20 protein-coding genes are annotated in these 17872 nt (G+C 66.6%); 18 read left to right on the forward strand and 2 right to left on the reverse strand.

All coding sequences use genetic code 11. The annotated features are described in order from the left end of the window. Entirely contained in the window at nt 1–840 is an 840-nt protein-coding gene (locus CP958_RS22490) for a bacteriohemerythrin (protein ID WP_141400616.1), read from the forward strand. Nucleotides 841–848: 8 nt separating this feature from the next. Here the strand turns inward: CP958_RS22490 and xth are convergent, their stop codons facing one another. Then, a complete protein-coding gene (gene xth, locus CP958_RS22495; protein ID WP_096704999.1) occupies nt 849–1625 on the reverse strand; it encodes an exodeoxyribonuclease III in 777 nt (258 codons plus the stop codon). A 185-nt stretch (nt 1626–1810) separates the two neighbouring features. Here xth and CP958_RS22500 point away from each other — a divergent pair, with 185 nt between their 5' ends. Together CP958_RS22500 and CP958_RS22505 are read left to right on the forward strand one after the other, a co-directional pair. After that, entirely contained in the window at nt 1811–3616 is a 1806-nt protein-coding gene (locus tag CP958_RS22500; protein WP_170959081.1) for an ATP-binding protein, read from the forward strand. Nucleotides 3617–3662: 46 nt separating this feature from the next. Next, nucleotides 3663–4274, forward strand: a complete 612-nt coding sequence (locus CP958_RS22505; protein WP_096704441.1) for a hypothetical protein — start codon at nt 3663–3665, stop codon at nt 4272–4274. A 3-nt stretch (nt 4275–4277) separates the two neighbouring features. Here CP958_RS22505 and erpA read toward each other — a convergent pair whose 3' ends face one another. Beyond that, a complete protein-coding gene (erpA, locus tag CP958_RS22510; RefSeq protein WP_096704442.1) occupies nt 4278–4631 on the reverse strand; it encodes an iron-sulfur cluster insertion protein ErpA in 354 nt (117 codons plus the stop codon). A 293-nt stretch (nt 4632–4924) separates the two neighbouring features. On the opposite strand from erpA, the gene CP958_RS22515 reads away from it, so the two are divergent. The 15 genes from CP958_RS22515 (at nt 4925) to CP958_RS22585 (ending at nt 17819) form a co-directional block, all read left to right on the forward strand. Beyond that, a complete protein-coding gene (locus tag CP958_RS22515) occupies nt 4925–6118 on the forward strand; it encodes a deoxyguanosinetriphosphate triphosphohydrolase (protein ID WP_096705000.1) in 1194 nt (397 codons plus the stop codon). A 5-nt stretch (nt 6119–6123) separates the two neighbouring features. Then, on the forward strand, nt 6124–7854 hold the full coding sequence (gene argS / locus CP958_RS22520; protein WP_096704443.1) for an arginine--tRNA ligase: 1731 nt from the start codon (nt 6124–6126) through the stop codon (nt 7852–7854). Between the two features lie 19 nt (nt 7855–7873). Further along, nucleotides 7874–8827, forward strand: a complete 954-nt coding sequence (locus tag CP958_RS22525; RefSeq protein ID WP_096704444.1) for an SPOR domain-containing protein — start codon at nt 7874–7876, stop codon at nt 8825–8827. Further along, nucleotides 8814–9845 carry a beta-N-acetylhexosaminidase gene (gene nagZ / locus CP958_RS22530; protein ID WP_096704445.1) on the forward strand — a complete coding sequence of 344 codons (1032 nt, stop codon included), beginning with the start codon at nt 8814–8816 and terminating at the stop codon, nt 9843–9845. Before CP958_RS22525 ends, nagZ begins: the two co-directional genes overlap by 14 nt. Then, nucleotides 9842–10528, forward strand: a complete 687-nt coding sequence (locus CP958_RS22535) for a site-2 protease family protein (RefSeq protein WP_096704446.1) — start codon at nt 9842–9844, stop codon at nt 10526–10528. The genes nagZ and CP958_RS22535 overlap by 4 nt, the downstream gene beginning before the upstream one ends. After that, complete coding sequence (locus tag CP958_RS22540) at nt 10525–11343, forward strand: ScpA family protein (RefSeq protein WP_096704447.1); 819 nt, start codon at nt 10525–10527, stop codon at nt 11341–11343. The genes CP958_RS22535 and CP958_RS22540 overlap by 4 nt, the downstream gene beginning before the upstream one ends. Beyond that, nucleotides 11340–11990 carry an SMC-Scp complex subunit ScpB gene (scpB, locus tag CP958_RS22545; protein WP_096704448.1) on the forward strand — a complete coding sequence of 217 codons (651 nt, stop codon included), beginning with the start codon at nt 11340–11342 and terminating at the stop codon, nt 11988–11990. The genes CP958_RS22540 and scpB overlap by 4 nt, the downstream gene beginning before the upstream one ends. A 3-nt stretch (nt 11991–11993) precedes the next feature. Next, complete coding sequence (locus tag CP958_RS22550) at nt 11994–12386, forward strand: YbaN family protein (protein ID WP_242443074.1); 393 nt, start codon at nt 11994–11996, stop codon at nt 12384–12386. 103 nt (nt 12387–12489) lie between these two features. Then, nucleotides 12490–12729 (forward strand): twin-arginine translocase TatA/TatE family subunit, encoded by a 240-nt coding sequence (locus tag CP958_RS22555; RefSeq protein ID WP_096704449.1) that lies wholly within the window; start codon nt 12490–12492, stop codon nt 12727–12729. Between the two features lie 15 nt (nt 12730–12744). After that, nucleotides 12745–13164: a Sec-independent protein translocase protein TatB gene (gene tatB, locus CP958_RS22560; protein WP_096704450.1), complete on the forward strand. Its 420-nt coding sequence runs from the start codon at nt 12745–12747 to the stop codon at nt 13162–13164. Between the two features lie 10 nt (nt 13165–13174). After that, nucleotides 13175–14002 carry a twin-arginine translocase subunit TatC gene (gene tatC, locus CP958_RS22565; protein ID WP_096704451.1) on the forward strand — a complete coding sequence of 276 codons (828 nt, stop codon included), beginning with the start codon at nt 13175–13177 and terminating at the stop codon, nt 14000–14002. A gap of 14 nt (nt 14003–14016) precedes the next feature. Beyond that, nucleotides 14017–15285 (forward strand): serine--tRNA ligase, encoded by a 1269-nt coding sequence (gene serS, locus CP958_RS22570; protein WP_096704452.1) that lies wholly within the window; start codon nt 14017–14019, stop codon nt 15283–15285. 1 nt (nt 15286) lies between these two features. After that, the gene (gene surE, locus CP958_RS22575; protein ID WP_096704453.1) at nt 15287–16066 is read left to right on the forward strand and encodes a 5'/3'-nucleotidase SurE; all 780 of its coding nucleotides are present in this window, start codon (nt 15287–15289) and stop codon (nt 16064–16066) included. Further along, nucleotides 16066–16710, forward strand: a complete 645-nt coding sequence (locus CP958_RS22580; protein ID WP_096700043.1) for a protein-L-isoaspartate(D-aspartate) O-methyltransferase — start codon at nt 16066–16068, stop codon at nt 16708–16710. The genes surE and CP958_RS22580 overlap by 1 nt, the downstream gene beginning before the upstream one ends. Nucleotides 16711–16772: 62 nt before the next feature. After that, entirely contained in the window at nt 16773–17819 is a 1047-nt protein-coding gene (locus tag CP958_RS22585; RefSeq protein ID WP_242443075.1) for a M23 family metallopeptidase, read from the forward strand. Nucleotides 17820–17872: the final 53 nt, after the last annotated feature.

A 17872-nucleotide genomic window follows, 5' to 3' on the forward strand; every position in this document is an offset into this window, starting at 1 on the left:
ATGGGGTTAACGTGGAACGAGAGGATGAGCGTCGGCGTGCCGCTGCTCGATTCCGACCACAAGACCCTCATCGGCCTGATCAACCATCTGCATCGCTCCATCGGCGACGAGGAGGAATACGCGGCGGTCGGCAGCGTGCTGCAGGCCTTGGAGGAATATGCCGCCCATCATTTCGTCCGCGAGGAAAAGATGATGGAGGCCTGCCGCTATCCGCTGCTGGATCAGCATTACGGTACCCATGGCGGTTTCGCCGCGAAGGTGAGGGGCCTGAGGGCCCGTTACGACGGCGACCCGACGGGCGTGCGGGCGCGGGAGTGCCTGACCTTCCTCAACACCTGGCTGATCGATCACATCTGCACCACCGACATGAACTACCGCTCGTGGGTGATCGGCCATCCGGGCGCCGAGGCGGCCGCCCAGCGGGTGTCGCTGACCGGCGGCGGGCGGAAGGCGGTGACGGTGGATTGGACGCGGCTCCGTGTCCTGCTGGTGGACGACAACGTCAATTTCTCCGAAATCCTGCGGACCATCCTGCTCAGTGTCGGCGTGACCGGCGTGTCGGCGGTCCATGACCTGGACTCGGCCAAGGCGGTGATCAGCCATCAGCCCCTGGACATCCTGGTGTCCGACTGGCATGTGGGCGAGGAAAGCGGCCTCGATCTGGTGAAGTGGGTGCGGCGCGGCCCGCCTGATCAGGCGCGTCTGCCCGTGCTGATCCTGTCCGGGCACGAGCGTATGACCAACCGGGATTTGGCCCTCATGGCCGGCGCGGACGAATTCATGGAAAAGCCCATCTCGGCCCGCAATCTGTTGCTGGGGGTGGCGCGGCTGGTGGTGTAGGGGGCGGTTCAGCCCAGTTCGATCCAGACCGGCGTGTGGTCCGAGGCTTTTTCCTTACCCCTCGGCCCCTTGTCGATGTCACAGGCCCGCAGGTGGTCGGCCGCCTGGGGCGACAGCAGGAAGTGGTCGATGCGCAGGCCCTCGTCGCGCTGCCAGGCGCCCGCCTGATAATCCCAGAAGGAATAGCGGCCCTTTTCCCCGGGATGCAGGGCGCGGAAGGCTTCCGTCAGCCCCAGGTTGACGATGGCGCGGTAGGCGGCCCGGCTGTCCGGGCGGCACAGCGCGTCGTCGCGCCAGTTGGGCGGGTCGTAGACATCGTCGTCGGTGGGGCAGATGTTGAAGTCGCCGCCCAGGAGGAAGGGCACGCCCTGGGCCAGCAAGGCCTGGGCACGGCGCTTCAGGCGGGCCATCCACGCCAGCTTGTAGTCGAACTTGTCGCCGGGCGCCGGATTGCCGTTGGGCAGGTAAAGGGAGGCGAGGCGCCAGCCGCCGATGGTGGCTTCGATGTAGCGGGCCTGTTCGTCGGTCTCGTCGCCGGGCAGGCGGCTGGTGACGTCGCTCATGGGAGCGCGCGACAGGATGGCGACGCCGTTATAGCTTTTCTGGCCGTGGACGGCCGCGTGATAGCCGGCGGCCTCGATCTCGAGGCGTGGAAAATCGTGATCCTGGCACTTGATCTCCTGCAGCAGCACCACGTCGGGCGCGAAGGAGCCCAGCCAGTCGAGGACGTTGCCCAGGCGGGCGCGCACCGAATTGACGTTCCAGGTGGCTATCCGCAGGCCCATGATTTTCTTGTGCTCCGGGAAGGTATGGCTGGCTCGGAGGATACAGGAGACGGTGGTTTCGGCAAGGCAGGCCAGCATTTATCCGATTGTAAGAATAAATGCCGAGCGTGCATACTTATTCGGGCGGCAAAGCTTTGGGGGCGTGGGTGACAAGCGAAAGCGGCATCAACTCCAGGTTCAGGCTGTTGCGGTATTATTCTATCGCCAGCGCGGTGGCGCTGGTGGTTACCGCCTCCGTCCTGGTGGCCCTTTACCGTCACGATCAGATGGACGAGTTCGTTCTGTCCACCGAGGACGGGAACACCCGTCTCGCCACCACCTTCGGCAATACGTTCTGGCGCCAGTTCCAGCCGTTCTTCCTTTCGGCATCGGCTGTTCCGGCTGAGGTGCTGCGCCGCCGGGGCGAGTTGCGCGCCTTGGACATCGCCTTCGAAAGCCTGTCGACCGGGTTGCCCATCCTGAAGATCCGTGTCTATGACGAGCGGGGCCGCGCCGTCTATTCCTCGGTCCGCGACGAGGTGGGCGAGAGCTTTTCCACCACCCCCGGGGTGATGAAGGCCTTGGGGCAGGGACTGCCCTGGAGCCGGATGACCTTCACGCCGGGCATGCCCACCCTGGACGGGCAGCGGGCCGACCGTTGGGTGGTGCAGACCACCCAGCCGGTAAAGGGTGACCTCGGGCGGGTTATCGGCGGGCTGGAACTCTATTCCGACGCCACTCCTTCCATGGAGCGGTTGCAGTCCAATGTCTGGCAGCTGGGGATGCTGGCGGCGGGCATCCTGGCCGCCCTTTATCTGATTCTGTTCCTGATCGTCCGGCGCGCCGATGCCATTATTCACGACCAGCACGAACTGGTGGAGCGGGCCCGCGAGGCGCTGCGGCTCAAGGAGGAGCGATTCCGCGCCATCGCCGATTACACCTTCGACTGGGAATCGTGGCTGGATCAGGACGGCCGGCTGCAATGGGTCAATCCGGCGGTGGAGCGTCTGGCCGGCTATTCCATCGATCAGTGCCTGGCCATGGACGACTATCCCCTGCCCATGGTCTACGAGGACGACCGCGCCGAAATCCGCAGGCACCGGCAGGCGGCGCTGGACGGCACCTTCGAGAGCGGCATCGAGTTCCGGCTGATCTGCCGCAACGGCCTGATCAAGTGGGTGACGGCCAGCTTCCAGCCCATCTTCAACGACAGCGGGGCGATCATCGGCACCCGCTGGAGCATCCACGATGTCACCGACCGCAAGAAGGCCGAGCGGGAACTGGCCGAGCGCACCTCGGAGCTGGAGCGGTCCAACGCCGAGCTGCAGCAATTCGCCTACGCGGCGTCCCATGACCTGCAGGAGCCGCTGCGCACGGTGACCAGCTTCCTGCAATTGCTCCAGCGGCGCTACGAGTCCGCCCTGGACGACAATGCCAGGGAATATATCCGTTTCGCCACCGACGGCGCGGCGCGCATGCACCGGCTGATCACCGACCTGCTGGTGTTCTCGCGCGTTACCACCCATGGCGGCACCTTCGAGCCGGTGCAGATGGATCGGGTGCTGGACGTGGTTCTGAAGAACTTGGGCGCCGCCATCCAGGAGGCCGGGGCCGAGATTTCCCGCGACCCGCTGCCCGAGGTGGAGGGCGACGACATCCAGATGGTCAGCCTGTTGCAGAACCTGGTGGGGAACGCCATAAAGTACAGGGCGCCCGAGACGGTTCCGCGGGTCCATGTCGGGGCGGCGCAGGATGGCGATTACTGGGTCTTTTCCGTGCGCGACAACGGCATCGGCATCGACCCCAAGTATTTCGAGCGGGTGTTCGTCATCTTCCAGCGGCTGCACGCCCGGACCGAGTACGAAGGCACCGGCATCGGTCTGGCGGTGGCCAAAAAGATCGTGGAGCGACATGGCGGACGTATTTGGGTGGAATCCGTGCCGGGCGAGGGGAGTATCTTCCGCTTCACCCTGCCGGTCCGGCGCGAGCGAAAGAAGGAAGGGGGGGCCTAGCCTCGCCCTGCTGGTCCTTATCCCGCTGGTCCTGCCGTCATTCGCCTTGGCTCAGGCCTGCCCGCCGGCCGGGGCCTATGTGCCGGCCCGCGCCGTGACTTTTTCCACCTGGGTGGCCGATCCCACCTACAGCAGCGGCGAGAACCGGGCGCGCATCACCGCCCTGTCCGGCCTGACCCGGCCGGATTCCAAGGAGTTCACCACCGGCCTGACCCGCACTACCACCAATCTGGAGCTCAGGGTGCAGGGCTGGCAGATCGATCTGGGCCAGGGACGGCGCTGCATGGGGCTCGCCCGGGTCGAGGGCGTGTGGAAGATCACCGAGATCAAGGTCGACATCGCCCGGGAATATCCGCCCGGCGGCTGCCAGTACCGGGTGATCCGCACTCACGAGGACGAACACGTCGCCATCAGCCGCGATGCCTTCCGCCACTGGACACCCCAGGCGGAGACGGTGCTGCGCAATGCGGCGGCACGGATGGCGCCGCGTATCACGACGTTGAGCCCCGACGCCATGACCGCTGAATTCAAGGACCAGCTGACGGCGGCCATGAAGCCGACCTTCGAGGCCTTCGCCGCCGAGCTGCGTACCCGCAACGCCGCCATCGACACGCCGGGCAATTACCGGCGTGTCAACGGGCAGTGTCCGAGCTGGTGATGGTCAGACGGAGAACGAGCTGCCGCAGCCGCAGGTCGAGGTGGCGTTGGGATTCTTGATCTGGAAGGACGAACCGGCCAGATCCTCGACGTAATCCACCACCGAGCCGTCCAGCATGTCCAGCGAGGTCTGGTCGACCACCAGGGTGATGCCGAATTCGCTGAACATGCGGTCGTCGTCGCCGACCTTGTCGTCCAGCGAGATGCCGTAGGAAAAGCCCGAGCAGCCGCCGCCCGACACGCCCAGGCGCAGCATCATGTTGGGCTTGCCCTCCATCTTGATCAGGGTCTGGACGCGCTCGGCGGCGCTTTCGGTGACGCTGACGCGGGCGGCGTAATTGTGTTCGACCTCGGCCATCTTGTCCTCTGCGGCAAGGATTGGAATTGTTCGAAGGGTAGCACCGTGCCCACCCTGGAGGGAAGCTTCGTTCCCGCAATTTAGGTATTCCGATGCCGAATTCAAGTCATGCTTCGCTTCCCGGCGGTTCCACCGCCGAGGCAAACGGGCTGGATACGGAGGGAAAGCTGGATTTTCCCATGACGCTCAGCGCCGATCCCGCCCTTTACCGCGCCAGGGCCGCCGGGCGCGACCGCTGCGAATTGGCCGGGGGATGGTTGCGTTCCCCCGCCTTGGGCGGTAGTGTCCCGGACATGACCGAGTCCCGCTTTCATACCCTGGCCCCCTATGCCTGCCGGCCCGAGGAATCGCGCGGCCGCCTGCATGAAGAGGCGGACAGCCCGACCCGCTCGCCGTTCCAGCGCGACCGCGACCGCATCATCCACTCCGCCGCCTTCCGCCGCCTGCAATACAAGACCCAGGTGTTCGTCTATCACGAGGGCGATAATTACAGGACGCGGCTGACCCATTCGCTGGAAGTGTCGCAGATCGCCCGCTCCATCGCCCGCGTGCTGGCCCTGGACGAGGATCTGGCCGAGGCGCTGGCCCTGGCCCACGATCTGGGCCACACCCCGTTCGGCCACGCCGGCGAGGACGCGCTGCAAGAGGTGCTGGCCGAATACGGCGGCTTCGACCACAACGCCCAGTCCCTGCGCATCGTCACCAAGCTGGAACGCCGCTACGTGGAGTTCGAGGGCCTCAACCTCACCTGGGAGACCCTGGAGGGGCTGGTCAAGCATAACGGTCCGCTGGCCGGTCCGCTGGCCGTCCGGCCCGAACGGGTGCTGCCCGGCGCCATCGCCGAATATGCCCAGTTGCACGACCTGCGACTGGAGAGCTTCGCCGGCATGGAGGCCCAGGTGGCGGCCCTGTCCGACGACATCGCCTACAACAACCACGACATCGACGACGGGCTGCGCGCCGGGCTGTTCACCATCAAGGATCTGGCCGACGTGCCCCTGGTCGGGCCGCTGTTCCATCAGGTTGCCAGGCAATATCCCGATGCCGAGCCCTCCTTGCACATCCACGAGGTCGTGCGGCGGATGATCGGCATCATGATCTTGGACCTCATCGAGGAAACCCGGCGCCGCATCGCCGAGTTCAAGCCGCAAAGCGCCGACGACGTGCGCGGCCTGGGCCGGCCGCTGGCCGCCTTTTCCGCCGAGATGCGTGCCAATGACGCGGCGCTGCGCCAGTTCCTGTTCACCAATATGTACCGCCACTTCAGCGTCAACCGCATGACCAGCAAGGGGCGCCGGGTGGTGAAGGACCTGTTCAGCCTGCTGTTCGCCGAGCCCGAATGCCTGCCGCCCGAATGGCGGCGGCTGGCCGACGGCAAGGGCACCGCCAAGACCGCCCGCGTGGTGGCCGATTACATCGCCGGCATGACCGATCGCTTTGCGCTCGACGAGCATCGCCGGCTGTTCGACCTGCAAGAGAAGCCTTGAGAAAAATGAATCTGTTCAAATACTTCCGCGAAGAAATCATCAAGTCGGTCGAAGCGATCGTCCCCGGCCTCGATACCTCCAAGGTCACCGCAGAGCCGCCGCGCGAGACCAGTCACGGTGATGTGGCCACCAACGCCGCCATGGTGCTGACCAAGGCGGCGGGCATGAAGCCCCGTGATCTGGCCGAGAAGATCGCCGAGGCCTTGCGCGCCCATCCGGCGGTCACCGAGGTGGAGGTGGCCGGTCCCGGCTTCATCAATCTGCGCCTGTCGGATTCCTTCTGGTTCGACCGTCTGGCCGAAGTGCTGGCCGCCGGTACCGCCTATGGCCAGTCGGACATGGGCAAGGGGCACAAGGTCAACGTGGAATACGTCTCGGCCAATCCCACCGGCCCCATGCATATCGGACACGCCCGCGGCGCGGTGTTCGGCGACGCCCTGGCCTCGCTGCTGGTCAAGGCCGGTTACGACGTGACCCGCGAATACTACGTCAACGATGCCGGCTCCCAGGTGGATGTGCTGGCCCGCTCGGCGTATCTGCGCTACCGCGAGGCCCTGGGCGAGGAGATCGGCGAAATTCCAGAAGGCCTCTATCCCGGCGAGTACCTCAAGCCGGCCGGCGAGGCCCTGGCGAAAAAATACGGTCCGGCGCTCAAGGACAAGCCCGAGGAAGAGTGGCTGCCCGAACTGCGCACCTTCGCTGTCGACGCCATGCTGGACATGATCAAGGACGATCTGGCCGGGCTGGGGGTCAAGCACGACGTGTTCGTCTCCGAGCGCGGGCTGGTCGATGCCGGCAAGGTCCAGGATTCCCTGGATTACCTGAGCGGCAAGGGGCTGATCTACGAAGGCGTGCTGGAGCCGCCCAAGGGCAAGCTGCCCGACGATTGGGAGGCCCGGCCGCAAACCCTGTTCAAGGCCACCCAGTTCGGCGACGACGTGGACCGGCCCTTGAGGAAGTCGGATGGGTCATGGACCTATTTCGCCTCGGATATCGCCTATCACCTGGACAAGTACCGGCGCGGTTTCGCCTCCATGATCGACGTGTGGGGCGCCGACCACGGCGGCTACGTCAAGCGCATGCAGGCGGCGGTCAAGGCGGTGAGCGAGGGCGGCGGCGATCTCGACGTCAAGCTCTGCCAGATGGTCAATCTCCTGAAGGGCGGCCAGCCCTACAAGATGAGCAAGCGGGCCGGCACCTTCGTCACGCTGCGCGATCTGGTCGAGGCGGTGGGCAAGGACGTGGTCCGCTTCATCATGCTGACCCGCAAGAACGACGCCCATCTCGACTTCGACCTGGACAAGGTGCTGGAGCAGAGCCGCGACAATCCGGTGTTCTACGTCCAGTACGCCCATGCCCGCTGCCATTCGGTGATGCGCCACGCCGCCGGCATGTGGCCCGATGCGGTGGGGCCGGTTCCCGGTGTGGAGGTGCTGGCGCGCTTGACCGACCCGGCCGAGCTTGGTTTGATCAGGCTGCTGGCCGGCTGGCCGCGTCAGGTGGAAAGCGCGGCCGAGGCCCACGAGCCGCACCGCGTCGCGTTCTACCTGTACGAACTGGCCGCCGCCTTCCATGGGCTGTGGAACAAGGGTAAGGACGAGACCCGGCTGCGGTTCCTGATCGAGGACGACCGCGAGCTGTCCTTGGCCCGTCTGGGCCTGCTGCGCGCGGTGGTGGGGGTGATCGCCTCGGGGCTTGGCATCTTCGGTGTCGCTCCCGTGGAAGAGATGCGCTGAACAGGGGAGATGCGCTGACATGGCCAAACGTCCCGGCGACGATTACGAACGCGACCTGCTGGACATCATTCCCGAGCGCTACGACGCCGACGCCGATTCCCATCAGGCCCGCGCCGGCCATCGCCTGCGCAGTTGGGTGCTGATCGGCGGCGCCGTCATCGCGGTGGGCGCCATCGTCGCCGCCGGCCTGCATTTCGTCGGCGGCCGCAAGGGCGGCGGACTGGGCGTGCCGGTGATCAAGGCCGACGACCGTCCCATCAAGACCCGCCCCGACGACCGGGGCGGCATGCAGGTGCCCAATCAGGACAAGCTGGTCTACGAGCGCATGGATTCGGCCGGGGAGGGCGAGCCCAAGGTGGAGCGCCTGATGCCTCAGCCCGAAGCCGCCAAGGCGCCGCCCAAGACCATCTCCGTGCCGCCGCTGTCGGCCGAGCCGCCGCCGCCCGCTCCGGTGGCGAGCCGCCCGGCTCCCATTCCGCCCAAGCCCGGCGAGCCGCCGGCCCCCAAGACCGCCCCGGCGGCCAAGGTGGCGGTCCAGCCCATGGAAGCCTCGCCCATTCCGCCGGCCGCCGCTCCGGTGCCGCCGGCCTACCAGCCGGTGCAGGAGCGTGCCGCCGCGCCCGCCCAGCCCGAGCACATGGCGCCCGCCGTGGTGGCCCAGGCACCCCGCACGGCTCCGCCGCCGCCCGCTCCGACACCCGCCACCTCCGCCAAGGCCCCGGCCTCGGGCGAGTTCGTGGTGCAGTTGGGCGCGGTGCGGGCCGCCGATCAGGCCGACAAGGAATGGCTCCGCATCCAGAAGGCCAATGCCGATCTGCTGGGCGCTCTCAAGTCCGATATCGTCCGTGTCGAGCTGCCGGGCAAGGGAACCTTCTGGCGGGTGCGCGCCGCGCCCCTGTCCGAGCAGGCCGCCCGCCAGCTTTGCGCCGAACTCACCGCCCGATCCCAGGGGTGCATCGTTGCCCGCCGCTAAGACTCCTCCCGCCGCCGCCATCTTCGGCTGTTCCGGTCTGGCTCTCACCGAGGCCGAGCGCGACTTCTTCCGGCGCACCGATCCGCTGGGCTTCATCCTGTTCGCCCGCAACGTGGCCGATCCCACCCAGGTCAAGGCGCTGGTCAACTCGTTCCGCGAGACGGTGGGCCGCCCGGACGCTCCGGTGCTGATCGACCAGGAGGGGGGCAGGGTGCAGCGCCTGAAGCCGCCCCACTGGCGTAAGGCGCCGCCCGGCGAGCCCTTCGCCGCCCTGGCCGTCCGCGACCTGGAGGCGGCAAGGGAGGCCCTGCGCCTCAACTTCCGCCTGATCGGCGCCGAACTGGCCGATCTCGGCATCGACGTGGATTGCGCCCCCGTCCTGGACGTGCCCATTCCCGGCGCCCACGACGTCATCGGCGACCGTGCCTATGGCCGCACCGCCGAATCGGTGATCACCCTGGCCGGCGAGGTCATCGACGGCCTGCTGGACGAGGGCGTGCTGCCGGTGATCAAGCATATTCCCGGCCATGGCCGCGCCATGGTGGACAGCCACCTCGACCTGCCGGTGGTCGACACTCCGCTGGCCGAACTGGAGGGCCAGGATTTCCCGCCCTTCCACGCCTTCCGCCATGCGCCCTGGGCCATGACCGCCCATGTGGTCTATACCGCCCTTGACGCGGCGCGGCCCGCCACTACCTCCAGGGTGGTGATCGACAAGGTGATCAGGGGGGCCATCGGCTTCGACGGCCTGCTGATTTCCGACGATCTGTCCATGAAGGCGTTGGGCGGCAGCTTCGAAGACCGTACCCGCGCCAGTCTGGAGGCGGGCTGCGACGTGGTGCTTCACTGCAACGGCAACATGGCGGAGATGGTGGCCATCGCCTCGGAACTGCGCCCCCTGAGCGCGGCGGCCGAGGTGCGGGTGGCCCATGGTCTGGCGCAGAAGCGCAAGCGGGTGCCCTTCGACCGCAAGGCGGCCGAGGAGCGGGTCGAGGCTTTGCTCAGGCTCTCCCCATGATGGGCGATCTGGGTGGGCTGCTGTTCGGCATCACCATCTGGGCGATTCCGCTGATCTTCGCCGTGACCCTGCACGAGGCGGCCCACGGCTATGCCGCCAGGGCGTGCGGCGACGATACCGCCGAGCGCCTGGGGCGTATCTCGCTCAATCCGCTGCGTCACATCGACCCGTTCGGCACCATCATCCTGCCCGGCCTGCTGCTGGCCATGGGCGGCGTGATGTTCGGGTGGGCCAAGCCGGTACCGGTCAATTTCAACCGCCTGCGCAACCCTCGCCGCGACATGGTGATCGTCGCCGCCGCCGGCCCCGCCATGAACATGGGCCTCGCCATCCTGGCGGTGCTGGCCGTGCGGCTGGTGCCGGTCCTGCCCGAGGCGGTGCGCGGCTGGTATTTCCTCAATCTGGACAACGCCATCTATTTCAACCTGTTGCTGGCGGTGTTCAACATGATCCCCATTCCGCCCCTGGACGGGGGCCGGGTGGCGGTGGGCATCCTGCCGCGCCCCCTGGCCAGGCGGCTGGCCGGCATGGAAAAAGCCGGGATGCTGATCCTGATCGCCGCCCTGTTCCTGTTTCCCCTGCTGGGGTCCAAGATCGGCATGGACCTGGATGTGTTCCGTTGGCTGGTCCAGGGACCGGTGGATGCCATCGGCGGCTTCCTGGTCAGGACCCTGGGGCCGTGAGTGGCGGGCTGCCTTTCACCTTCGAGGAGGACCGGGACCGTCCCGGCCGCGCCCCGGCCGAGCGGCTGTTGCTTGATCTCGACGGCTGGGAAGGTCCGCTGGACGTCCTGCTGCAACTGGCCCGCGACCAGAAGGTGGATCTGGCTAAGATCTCGATTCTGAAGTTAGCCGACCAATACCTTGATTTCGTTCAGAAGGTCGGGCGCGAACAGATCGACCTCGCCGCCGAATACCTAGTGATGGCGGCGTGGCTGGCCTACCTCAAGAGCCGTCTGCTGCTGCCCGAGCCGGAGCCCGAGCCGGGCGAGGAATTGTCGCCGGCCGAGATGGCCGCCGCCCTGGCCTTCCGGCTGCGGCGGCTGGAGGCCATGCAGAAGGCCGGGACCCATCTGTTCACCCGCCGGCTGCTGAACCGCGACGTCTTCGCCCGGGGAGCGCCCGAGGATATCGAGGTAGTCAGCCGTTCCATCTTCGACCTGGACCTTTACGACCTGCTGAAAGCCTACGCCGATCACGTGGTACGCAACTCGGTGCGGACGCTGACCGTCGAGGCGCCCGACCTGTGGTCGGTGGAGCACGCCCTGGCGCGGCTGGAAGCCATGCTGGGGATCGGCAGCCTGCCCGACTGGTCTGTGCTGATGGCCTATCTGCCGGCCATCGAGGGAGATTCGCTCAAGATGAAATCGGCCATGGCCTCGACCTTCGTCGCCGCCCTGGAACTGGCCAAGCAGGGCAAGCTGGTGCTGCGCCAGGACGGCGCCGCCTATTCCCCCATCTACATCCGGGCGGGGCAGGGCGAGGGGAGGGAGGAATGACCGGCGATCCGCAATATCTCCGTATCGTCGAGGCGCTGATCTTCGCCTCGGCAGAACCGGTCTCCGAACGGGCGGTGGCCGAGCGCCTGCCCGAGGGTGTCGACGTGGTTCAACTGCTGGCGGAGTTGGAGACTCATTACGCGGCGCGCGGCTTCAATCTGGTGCGGCGTGGTGACGGCTGGGCCTTCCGTACCGCCCCCGATCTGGCCGAATCCCTGAAGGTGGAGCGTACCCAGGAACGCAAGCTGTCGCGGGCCGCCATCGAGACCCTGGCCATCATCGCCTATCATCAGCCGGTGACCCGCGCCGAGATCGAGGAAATTCGCGGCGTGGCCCTGTCCAAGGGCACCATCGACATCCTCTTCGCGTCGGGCTGGATTCGGCCCAAGGGCCGCAGGCGCACGCCAGGGCGCCCGCTGACCTGGGCGACCTCCGACGGCTTCCTCGACCATTTCGGCCTGGAATCCCTGGGCGACCTGCCCGGCGTCAAGGAACTGGAGGCCGCCGGTCTGCTGGATGCCAGAGCCGCCGCCGGCGCCTACGGCAATCGCGCCGTCGAGGATTCTCGGCTGGTGGATACCGTCGAGGAGGACGAGACCCAGTTGGACCTGCTGGACGACGAAACCCTGCTGGGCATCGGGGAGTAGACGGTGAAGGCCGTCGCCGACAAGGGCCGCAAGATCGCGCTGATGATCATCGGCTGGGCCTTCGTGGCCCTGGGCGTCGTCGGTGCCTTTCTGCCGGTGATGCCGACCACCCCGTTCATGCTGGTGGCGCTGTGGTGTTTCGCCAAGAGCTCCGACCGCTTCCATGCTTGGCTGTTCTATCACCCGGTGTTCGGCCCGCCCTTGCGCGACTGGGAGATCAACCGGGTCATCCCCCTTTACGCCAAGGTCTTCGCCCTCTCCAGCATGGCGGTCAGCATCGTCTATGTGGTCGGCTTCTCCCAGGCCCCGTGGTGGGCCATGGCCACCATGGGAGCCACCTGCACGGCGGGCGCGGTATTCATCCTGTCCAAGCCCAGCCGCAAGCCGGTTCAATGACCAAAGCCGCCCCCAAAAGCCGCCATTGCGGTGTTGCTTTTCTTTTGCGATGATCCGCCGCCGGCCGGTTTGCCCGGCAGTGACGTACGAGGAGTGTTGTGGCATGGGTAGCATGAGTATCGGTCATTGGCTCATCGTTCTGGTCATCGTGCTGCTGCTGTTCGGCGCCAACAAGATTCCGAAGCTGATGGGCGACATGGCCAAGGGCGTGAAGGCCTTCAAGCACGGCCTGAAGGACGAGGACGAGGCGCCGGCCCAGTCCGCCGCCGCTCCGCAGCCGCAGGTGACGGAAGCCCAGGCCGCCAAGCCGGCCGCCGCCCCCGATTCCGCCCCCAAGCACTAGTTCGGGACCCGCCGGATGTTCGACATCGGCTGGGACGAGATGGCGCTGATCGCCGTGGTCAGTCTGATCGTCATCGGACCAAAGGATCTGCCGGTGGTCCTGCGCCAGATGGGGCGCTGGACCCGCAAGGCACGCGAGATGGCTTCCGAGTTCCATCGCGGCGTGGATGACATGGTCCGCGAGTCCGAACTGGACGAGTTGAAGAAGCAGGTCACCAAGGTCTCGGACGTCAACCTGCTGCGGCAGGAGGTCGACAAGGCCATCGATCCCACCGGCGAGATGGCCAAGGCCATGGAGCTTCCCGCCCTGAACGTCAATTCCGCCGCCGAGGTCGCGCCGCCGGCTCTCGCCTCGGTGACCGAGCCGGCTCCGGAAGAGATCAAGCCGGCCGAAATCGATCTGACCGGGGCGCCCGCCCGCCCGCCGGAACCCTAGAGGACGTATTTTGAGCCAATCCCAAGACGACAAGACCATGCCGCTGCTCGAGCACCTGATCGAGCTGCGCCGGCGGCTGATCTGGTCGGCGATCGCCTTCATCATCGCCTTTGGGATCTGCTACTACTTCTCCAACGAGATCTACGAATTCCTGCTGGAGCCCTATTCCAAGGCGGCCCTGGCCAAGGGCGGCAACCGCCGCCTGATCTACACCGCGCCCACCGAGGCGTTCTTCACCTTCATGAAGGTGTCGGCCTTCGCGGGCGCCGCCCTGTGCTTTCCCATCTGGGCGGGACAGCTGTGGGCCTTCGTGGCGCCGGGCTTGTACAAGCACGAGAAGCAGGCCTTCCTGCCCTTCCTGTTCGCCACGCCGGTGCTGTTCGCCATGGGTGCCTCCATGGTCTATTACCTGGTGCTGCCCAACCTCTACACCTACCTGCTCGGCTTCGAGAATCTGGTCGGCGGTCCCAGCACGCTGCCCATCCAGATGGAGGCCAAGGTCAACGAATCCCTGTCGTTGATCATGACCCTGATCTTCGCCTTCGGGCTGGCCTTCCAGATGCCGGTGCTGTTGACCCTGCTGGCCCGGGTGGGACTGGTCACCGCCGCGGGACTGGCCGACAAGCGCCGCTTCGCCATCGTCGGCAATTTCGTCTTCGCCGCCGTCGTCACGCCGCCCGACGTGGTCAGCCAGTTGTCGCTCGCCATTCCCATGGTCGGGCTTTACGAGATTTCCATCCTCTCCGCCCGCTGGGCCGAGAAGAAGCGGGAAGAGGCGCTGGCGGATGACGGGGCCGATGATGACACCGCCCACGACGAGACCGATTTCAACGCGTAACCGGAATTTTTGCCATGCATGACTTGAAGTCCATTCGCGACAACCCGGACGGATTCGATTCGGGGCTGAAGCGCCGGGGCCTGGAGCCCAAGGCCGCCGCCATCCTGGAGCTGGACACAAGGCGCCGCGCCGCCCAGACCGCCTTTCAGGAAATGCAGGCCCGGCGCAACGACGCCTCCAAGCAGATCGGCGCCATCAAGAAGCAGGGCGGCGACGCCCAGGCCCTGATGGACGAGGTGGCGGCGCTGAAGGAGCGCATCCCGGCCGCCGAGGAAGAGGACCGGCAGCTTGGCGCCGAGATCGAGGCCATCCTGGCCTCCATCCCCAATCTGCCCGCCGATGACGTGCCGGAAGGCCCCGACGAGAGCGCCAACGTGGAAGTCCGCCGCTGGGGCACGCCTAAGGAATTCGCCTTCACCCCGCTCGACCACGACGCCATCGGCGCCAAGCTGGGGCTGATGGATTTCGACGGCGCCGCCAAGCTGTCGGGTGCCCGTTTCGTGGTGCTGAAGGGCCCGCTGGCCCGGCTGCAGCGCGCCATCGGCCAGTTCATGCTGGACCTGCAGACGGCTGAGCACGGCTATACCGAGATGGACCCGCCGCTGATGGTCAAGGACGGTGCCGCCTTCGGCACCGGTCAGTTGCCCAAGTTCAGCGAGGATCTGTTCAAGACCAATACCGGCCACTGGCTGATCCCCACCGCCGAGGTGCCGCTGACCAATCTGGTCAGCGACGAGATTCTGGACGACAAGGTCCTGCCGCTGCGCATGACGGCGTTGACGCCCTGTTTCCGCTCGGAAGCCGGGTCGGCGGGCAAGGATACCCGCGGCATGATCCGCCAGCACCAGTTCCACAAGGTGGAGATGGTTTCCATCGCCCATCCCGACGCCTCCGACGAGGAACACGAGCGCATGACCAGATGCGCCGAGACGGTGTTGCAGCGTCTGGGCCTGGCTTATCGCACCATCGTGCTGTGCACCGGCGACATGGGGTTCTCGGCGCGCAAGACCTACGACATCGAGGTGTGGCTGCCCGGCCAGCAGCGCTACCGCGAAATCTCGTCGTGCTCCAATTGCGGCGACTTCCAGGCGCGGCGCATGAAGGCCCGCTTCCGCCCCGAGGGCGAGAAGGGGACCCGCTTCGTCCATACCCTGAACGGCTCCGGCCTTGCCGTGGGCCGCACCCTGATCGCCGTGATGGAGAACTACCAGCGCGACGACGGCACCATCGAGGTGCCCGAGGCCCTGCGTCCCTACATGGGCGGGCTGGAGGTCATTGCCTAAGATGTTCGACCCGGTTTCCGATCCCTCGTCGCTCCGCATCCTGATCTCCAACGATGACGGCATCAACGCGCCGGGCATCAAGGTGCTGGAGGCCATCGCCCGCACGCTCTCCAAGGATGTCTGGGTAGTGGCGCCGGAAACCGAGCAGAGCGCGGCCGGCCATTCGCTCACCATCCGCCGGCCCCTGCGGGTGCGCAAGGTGTCGGCGCGGCGCTATGCGGTGGACGGCACTCCCACCGACGCGGTGCTGCTGGGCGTCAACCACGTGCTGAAGGGCAAGAAGCCCCACCTTGTGCTGTCGGGCATCAACCGGGGCTCCAACCTGGGCGAGGACGTCACCTATTCGGGGACCGTGGCGGCGGCCATGGAAGGCACCATCCTAGGCATTCCCGCCATCGCGCTCTCCCAGTTCATCAACCATCCCCATCCGGTGAAGTGGGGCACGGCCGAGCATTGGGCGCCCGAGGTCATCCGCCGGCTGCTCGCCAAGGGCTGGAGCCGCAACGTGCTGATCAACGTCAACTTTCCCGACGTGATCGCCTCGTCGGTCACCGGGGTGGAGATCACCCGCCAGGGCAAGCGCAAGATCGGCGACGACATCATGGAGCGCGAGGACCCGCGCGGCGAACCCTATGTGTGGATCGGCGCCCAGCGGGCCGAGGAGCGCTCCACTCCCGGCACCGACATCGAAGCAGTCTGTCGCGGCGCCATTTCGGTGACGCCGCTGTGCTTCGACCTGACCCATCGCGACGACATGAAGGCGCTGGAGACGGCCTTTTGATGAAAAGGGCGGAACCCCGCGTCATCCGCCTGCTGATGGAATTGCGGCGGATGGGCGTCGTCGACACGAGCGTGCTGTCGGCCATCGAGCGCATTCCGCGCGATCTGTTCGTCGCCGAGCCCTTCCTCGATCAGGCCTACGAGAACACGGCGCTGCCCATCGGCTGCGCCCAGACCATCAGCCAGCCCCTGGTGGTCGGCCTGATGACCCAGGCGCTGCAGGTGGGCGACCGCATGAAGGTGCTGGAAGTGGGGACGGGCTCGGGCTATCAGGCGGCCATCCTGGCGCGGCTTTGCCGCCGTCTCTATTCCGTCGAGCGGCATAAGCCGTTGCTGGCCGAGGCGGAGGCGCGCTTCAAGCATCTTCGCCTGCACAACATCACCTGCCGGGCCGGTGACGGCTCGCGCGGCTGGCCCGAGCAGGCGCCCTTTGACCGCATCATGGTCACCGCCGCCGCTCCCGACATTCCCCCCGCCCTGGTCGAGCAGCTGAAACCCGACGGTATCATGGTTTTGCCGCTGGGCGACGTGGGCGGCATCGACCAGGAACTGGTGCGGGTCACCAGGACCGACCGTGGCATCGATATCCAGCCCTTCCTGCCGGTGCGCTTCGTGCCGCTGGTCGAGGGCATACCCGAGGAATGATTGCCGGTCGTATCCGCCGCGCTTATAGTGCTGGCATGAGGCATGCGCCACATCATCTGGTTATGGTTCTGGGTCTCGCCGGCCTGATGGCGGCGTGCTCGCCCAGCTATGACTCCCAGGTGCCGGTATCGCGCGGTCCCGATGGCCCTCTGTATGTGCAGCGGCCGGCCACGGTGACCGTCTATGCTGGCGATACCGTATATGGCGTCGCCCGGCGCTATTCCCTGGCCGTCCGCGACCTGATCGAGGCCAACAACCTGCAGCCGCCCTACCAGTTGCAGCCCGGAACGGTGCTGCGCCTGCCCGGCGGCGGCCAGGATTACGTGGTGCAGAAGGGTGACACTCTGTCGGTGCTGGCCCGGCGCTTCAAGGTGGATTTCAATTCCCTGGCGGCCACCAACGGCAAGCGGGCTCCCTATGTGCTGCATGTGGGCGAGCGCCTGACCATTCCCGGCGTCAAGGGGGGGACTCCCGCGCCGACCCAGACCGCCATGGCCGCGCCACCCGCGTCGGGCGGTGGCACCGGCTCCATCGTGGTGGGCTCGCCCAATGCGCCGGGAGGAGGAGGAGGAGGGGGCAAGGCCACGGCCAAGCTGGACCAGCCGCCGGCCTACGCCCGCGCGCCGTCCCATGCCGCCCCGCAATCGCCGTCGCTGCCCGCCGCGCCGCCGGCCCGCGCCGGCTCCAGCTTCCTGTGGCCGGTCAAGGGCGAGGTGGTGGCCGAATTCGGCCCGCTGCCCGGCAAGGGCCAGCACAACGACGGCATCAATATCGTCGCCGCCAAGGGTACGGCGGTACGGGCCGCCGAGAACGGCGTGGTGGCCTATGTGGGCAACGAACTGAAGGGCTTCGGCAACCTGCTGCTGATCAAGCATGCCGACAACTGGATGACCGCCTATGCCCACAACGACCGGCTGATGGTCAAGCGCGGCGACCAGGTGAAGCGCGGCCAGACCATCGCCACCGTGGGCGCCAGCGGCTCGGTGACATCGCCGCAATTGCATTTCGAGATTCGTCGCGGAACCGAAGCGCTCAATCCCGTCGATTACCTACAAGATAAGGTCGCGTCGACGGAAAAAGTGTATCATTTTGCTATGATTGCGTATTGACCCCGGCGCGTGAACAGCCCACCCTAACCTCATAAATAAATGACCGTTCGTAT

Source organism: Magnetospirillum sp. 15-1 (genome assembly GCF_900184795.1).
Taxonomy (GTDB): domain Bacteria; phylum Pseudomonadota; class Alphaproteobacteria; order Rhodospirillales; family Magnetospirillaceae; genus Phaeospirillum.

Bases quoted from the DNA above. Each gene is read 5' to 3' on its own strand.
- CP958_RS22490 (WP_141400616.1), top strand. From the start codon at position 1: ATGGGGTTAACGTGGAACGAGAGGATGAGCGTCGGCGTGCCGCTGCTC.
- xth (WP_096704999.1), bottom strand. From the start codon at position 1,625: ATGGGCCTGCGGATAGCCACCTGGAACGTCAATTCGGTGCGCGCCCGC.
- erpA (WP_096704442.1), bottom strand. From the start codon at position 4,631: ATGGCCGAGGTCGAACACAATTACGCCGCCCGCGTCAGCGTCACCGAA.
- CP958_RS22515 (WP_096705000.1), top strand. From the start codon at position 4,925: ATGACCGAGTCCCGCTTTCATACCCTGGCCCCCTATGCCTGCCGGCCC.
- argS (WP_096704443.1), top strand. From the start codon at position 6,124: ATGAATCTGTTCAAATACTTCCGCGAAGAAATCATCAAGTCGGTCGAA.
- CP958_RS22525 (WP_096704444.1), top strand. From the start codon at position 7,874: ATGGCCAAACGTCCCGGCGACGATTACGAACGCGACCTGCTGGACATC.
- CP958_RS22535 (WP_096704446.1), top strand. From the start codon at position 9,842: ATGATGGGCGATCTGGGTGGGCTGCTGTTCGGCATCACCATCTGGGCG.
- scpB (WP_096704448.1), top strand. From the start codon at position 11,340: ATGACCGGCGATCCGCAATATCTCCGTATCGTCGAGGCGCTGATCTTC.
- CP958_RS22555 (WP_096704449.1), top strand. From the start codon at position 12,490: ATGGGTAGCATGAGTATCGGTCATTGGCTCATCGTTCTGGTCATCGTG.
- tatB (WP_096704450.1), top strand. From the start codon at position 12,745: ATGTTCGACATCGGCTGGGACGAGATGGCGCTGATCGCCGTGGTCAGT.
- serS (WP_096704452.1), top strand. From the start codon at position 14,017: ATGCATGACTTGAAGTCCATTCGCGACAACCCGGACGGATTCGATTCG.
- surE (WP_096704453.1), top strand. From the start codon at position 15,287: ATGTTCGACCCGGTTTCCGATCCCTCGTCGCTCCGCATCCTGATCTCC.
- CP958_RS22580 (WP_096700043.1), top strand. From the start codon at position 16,066: ATGAAAAGGGCGGAACCCCGCGTCATCCGCCTGCTGATGGAATTGCGG.
- CP958_RS22585 (WP_242443075.1), top strand. From the start codon at position 16,773: ATGGTTCTGGGTCTCGCCGGCCTGATGGCGGCGTGCTCGCCCAGCTAT.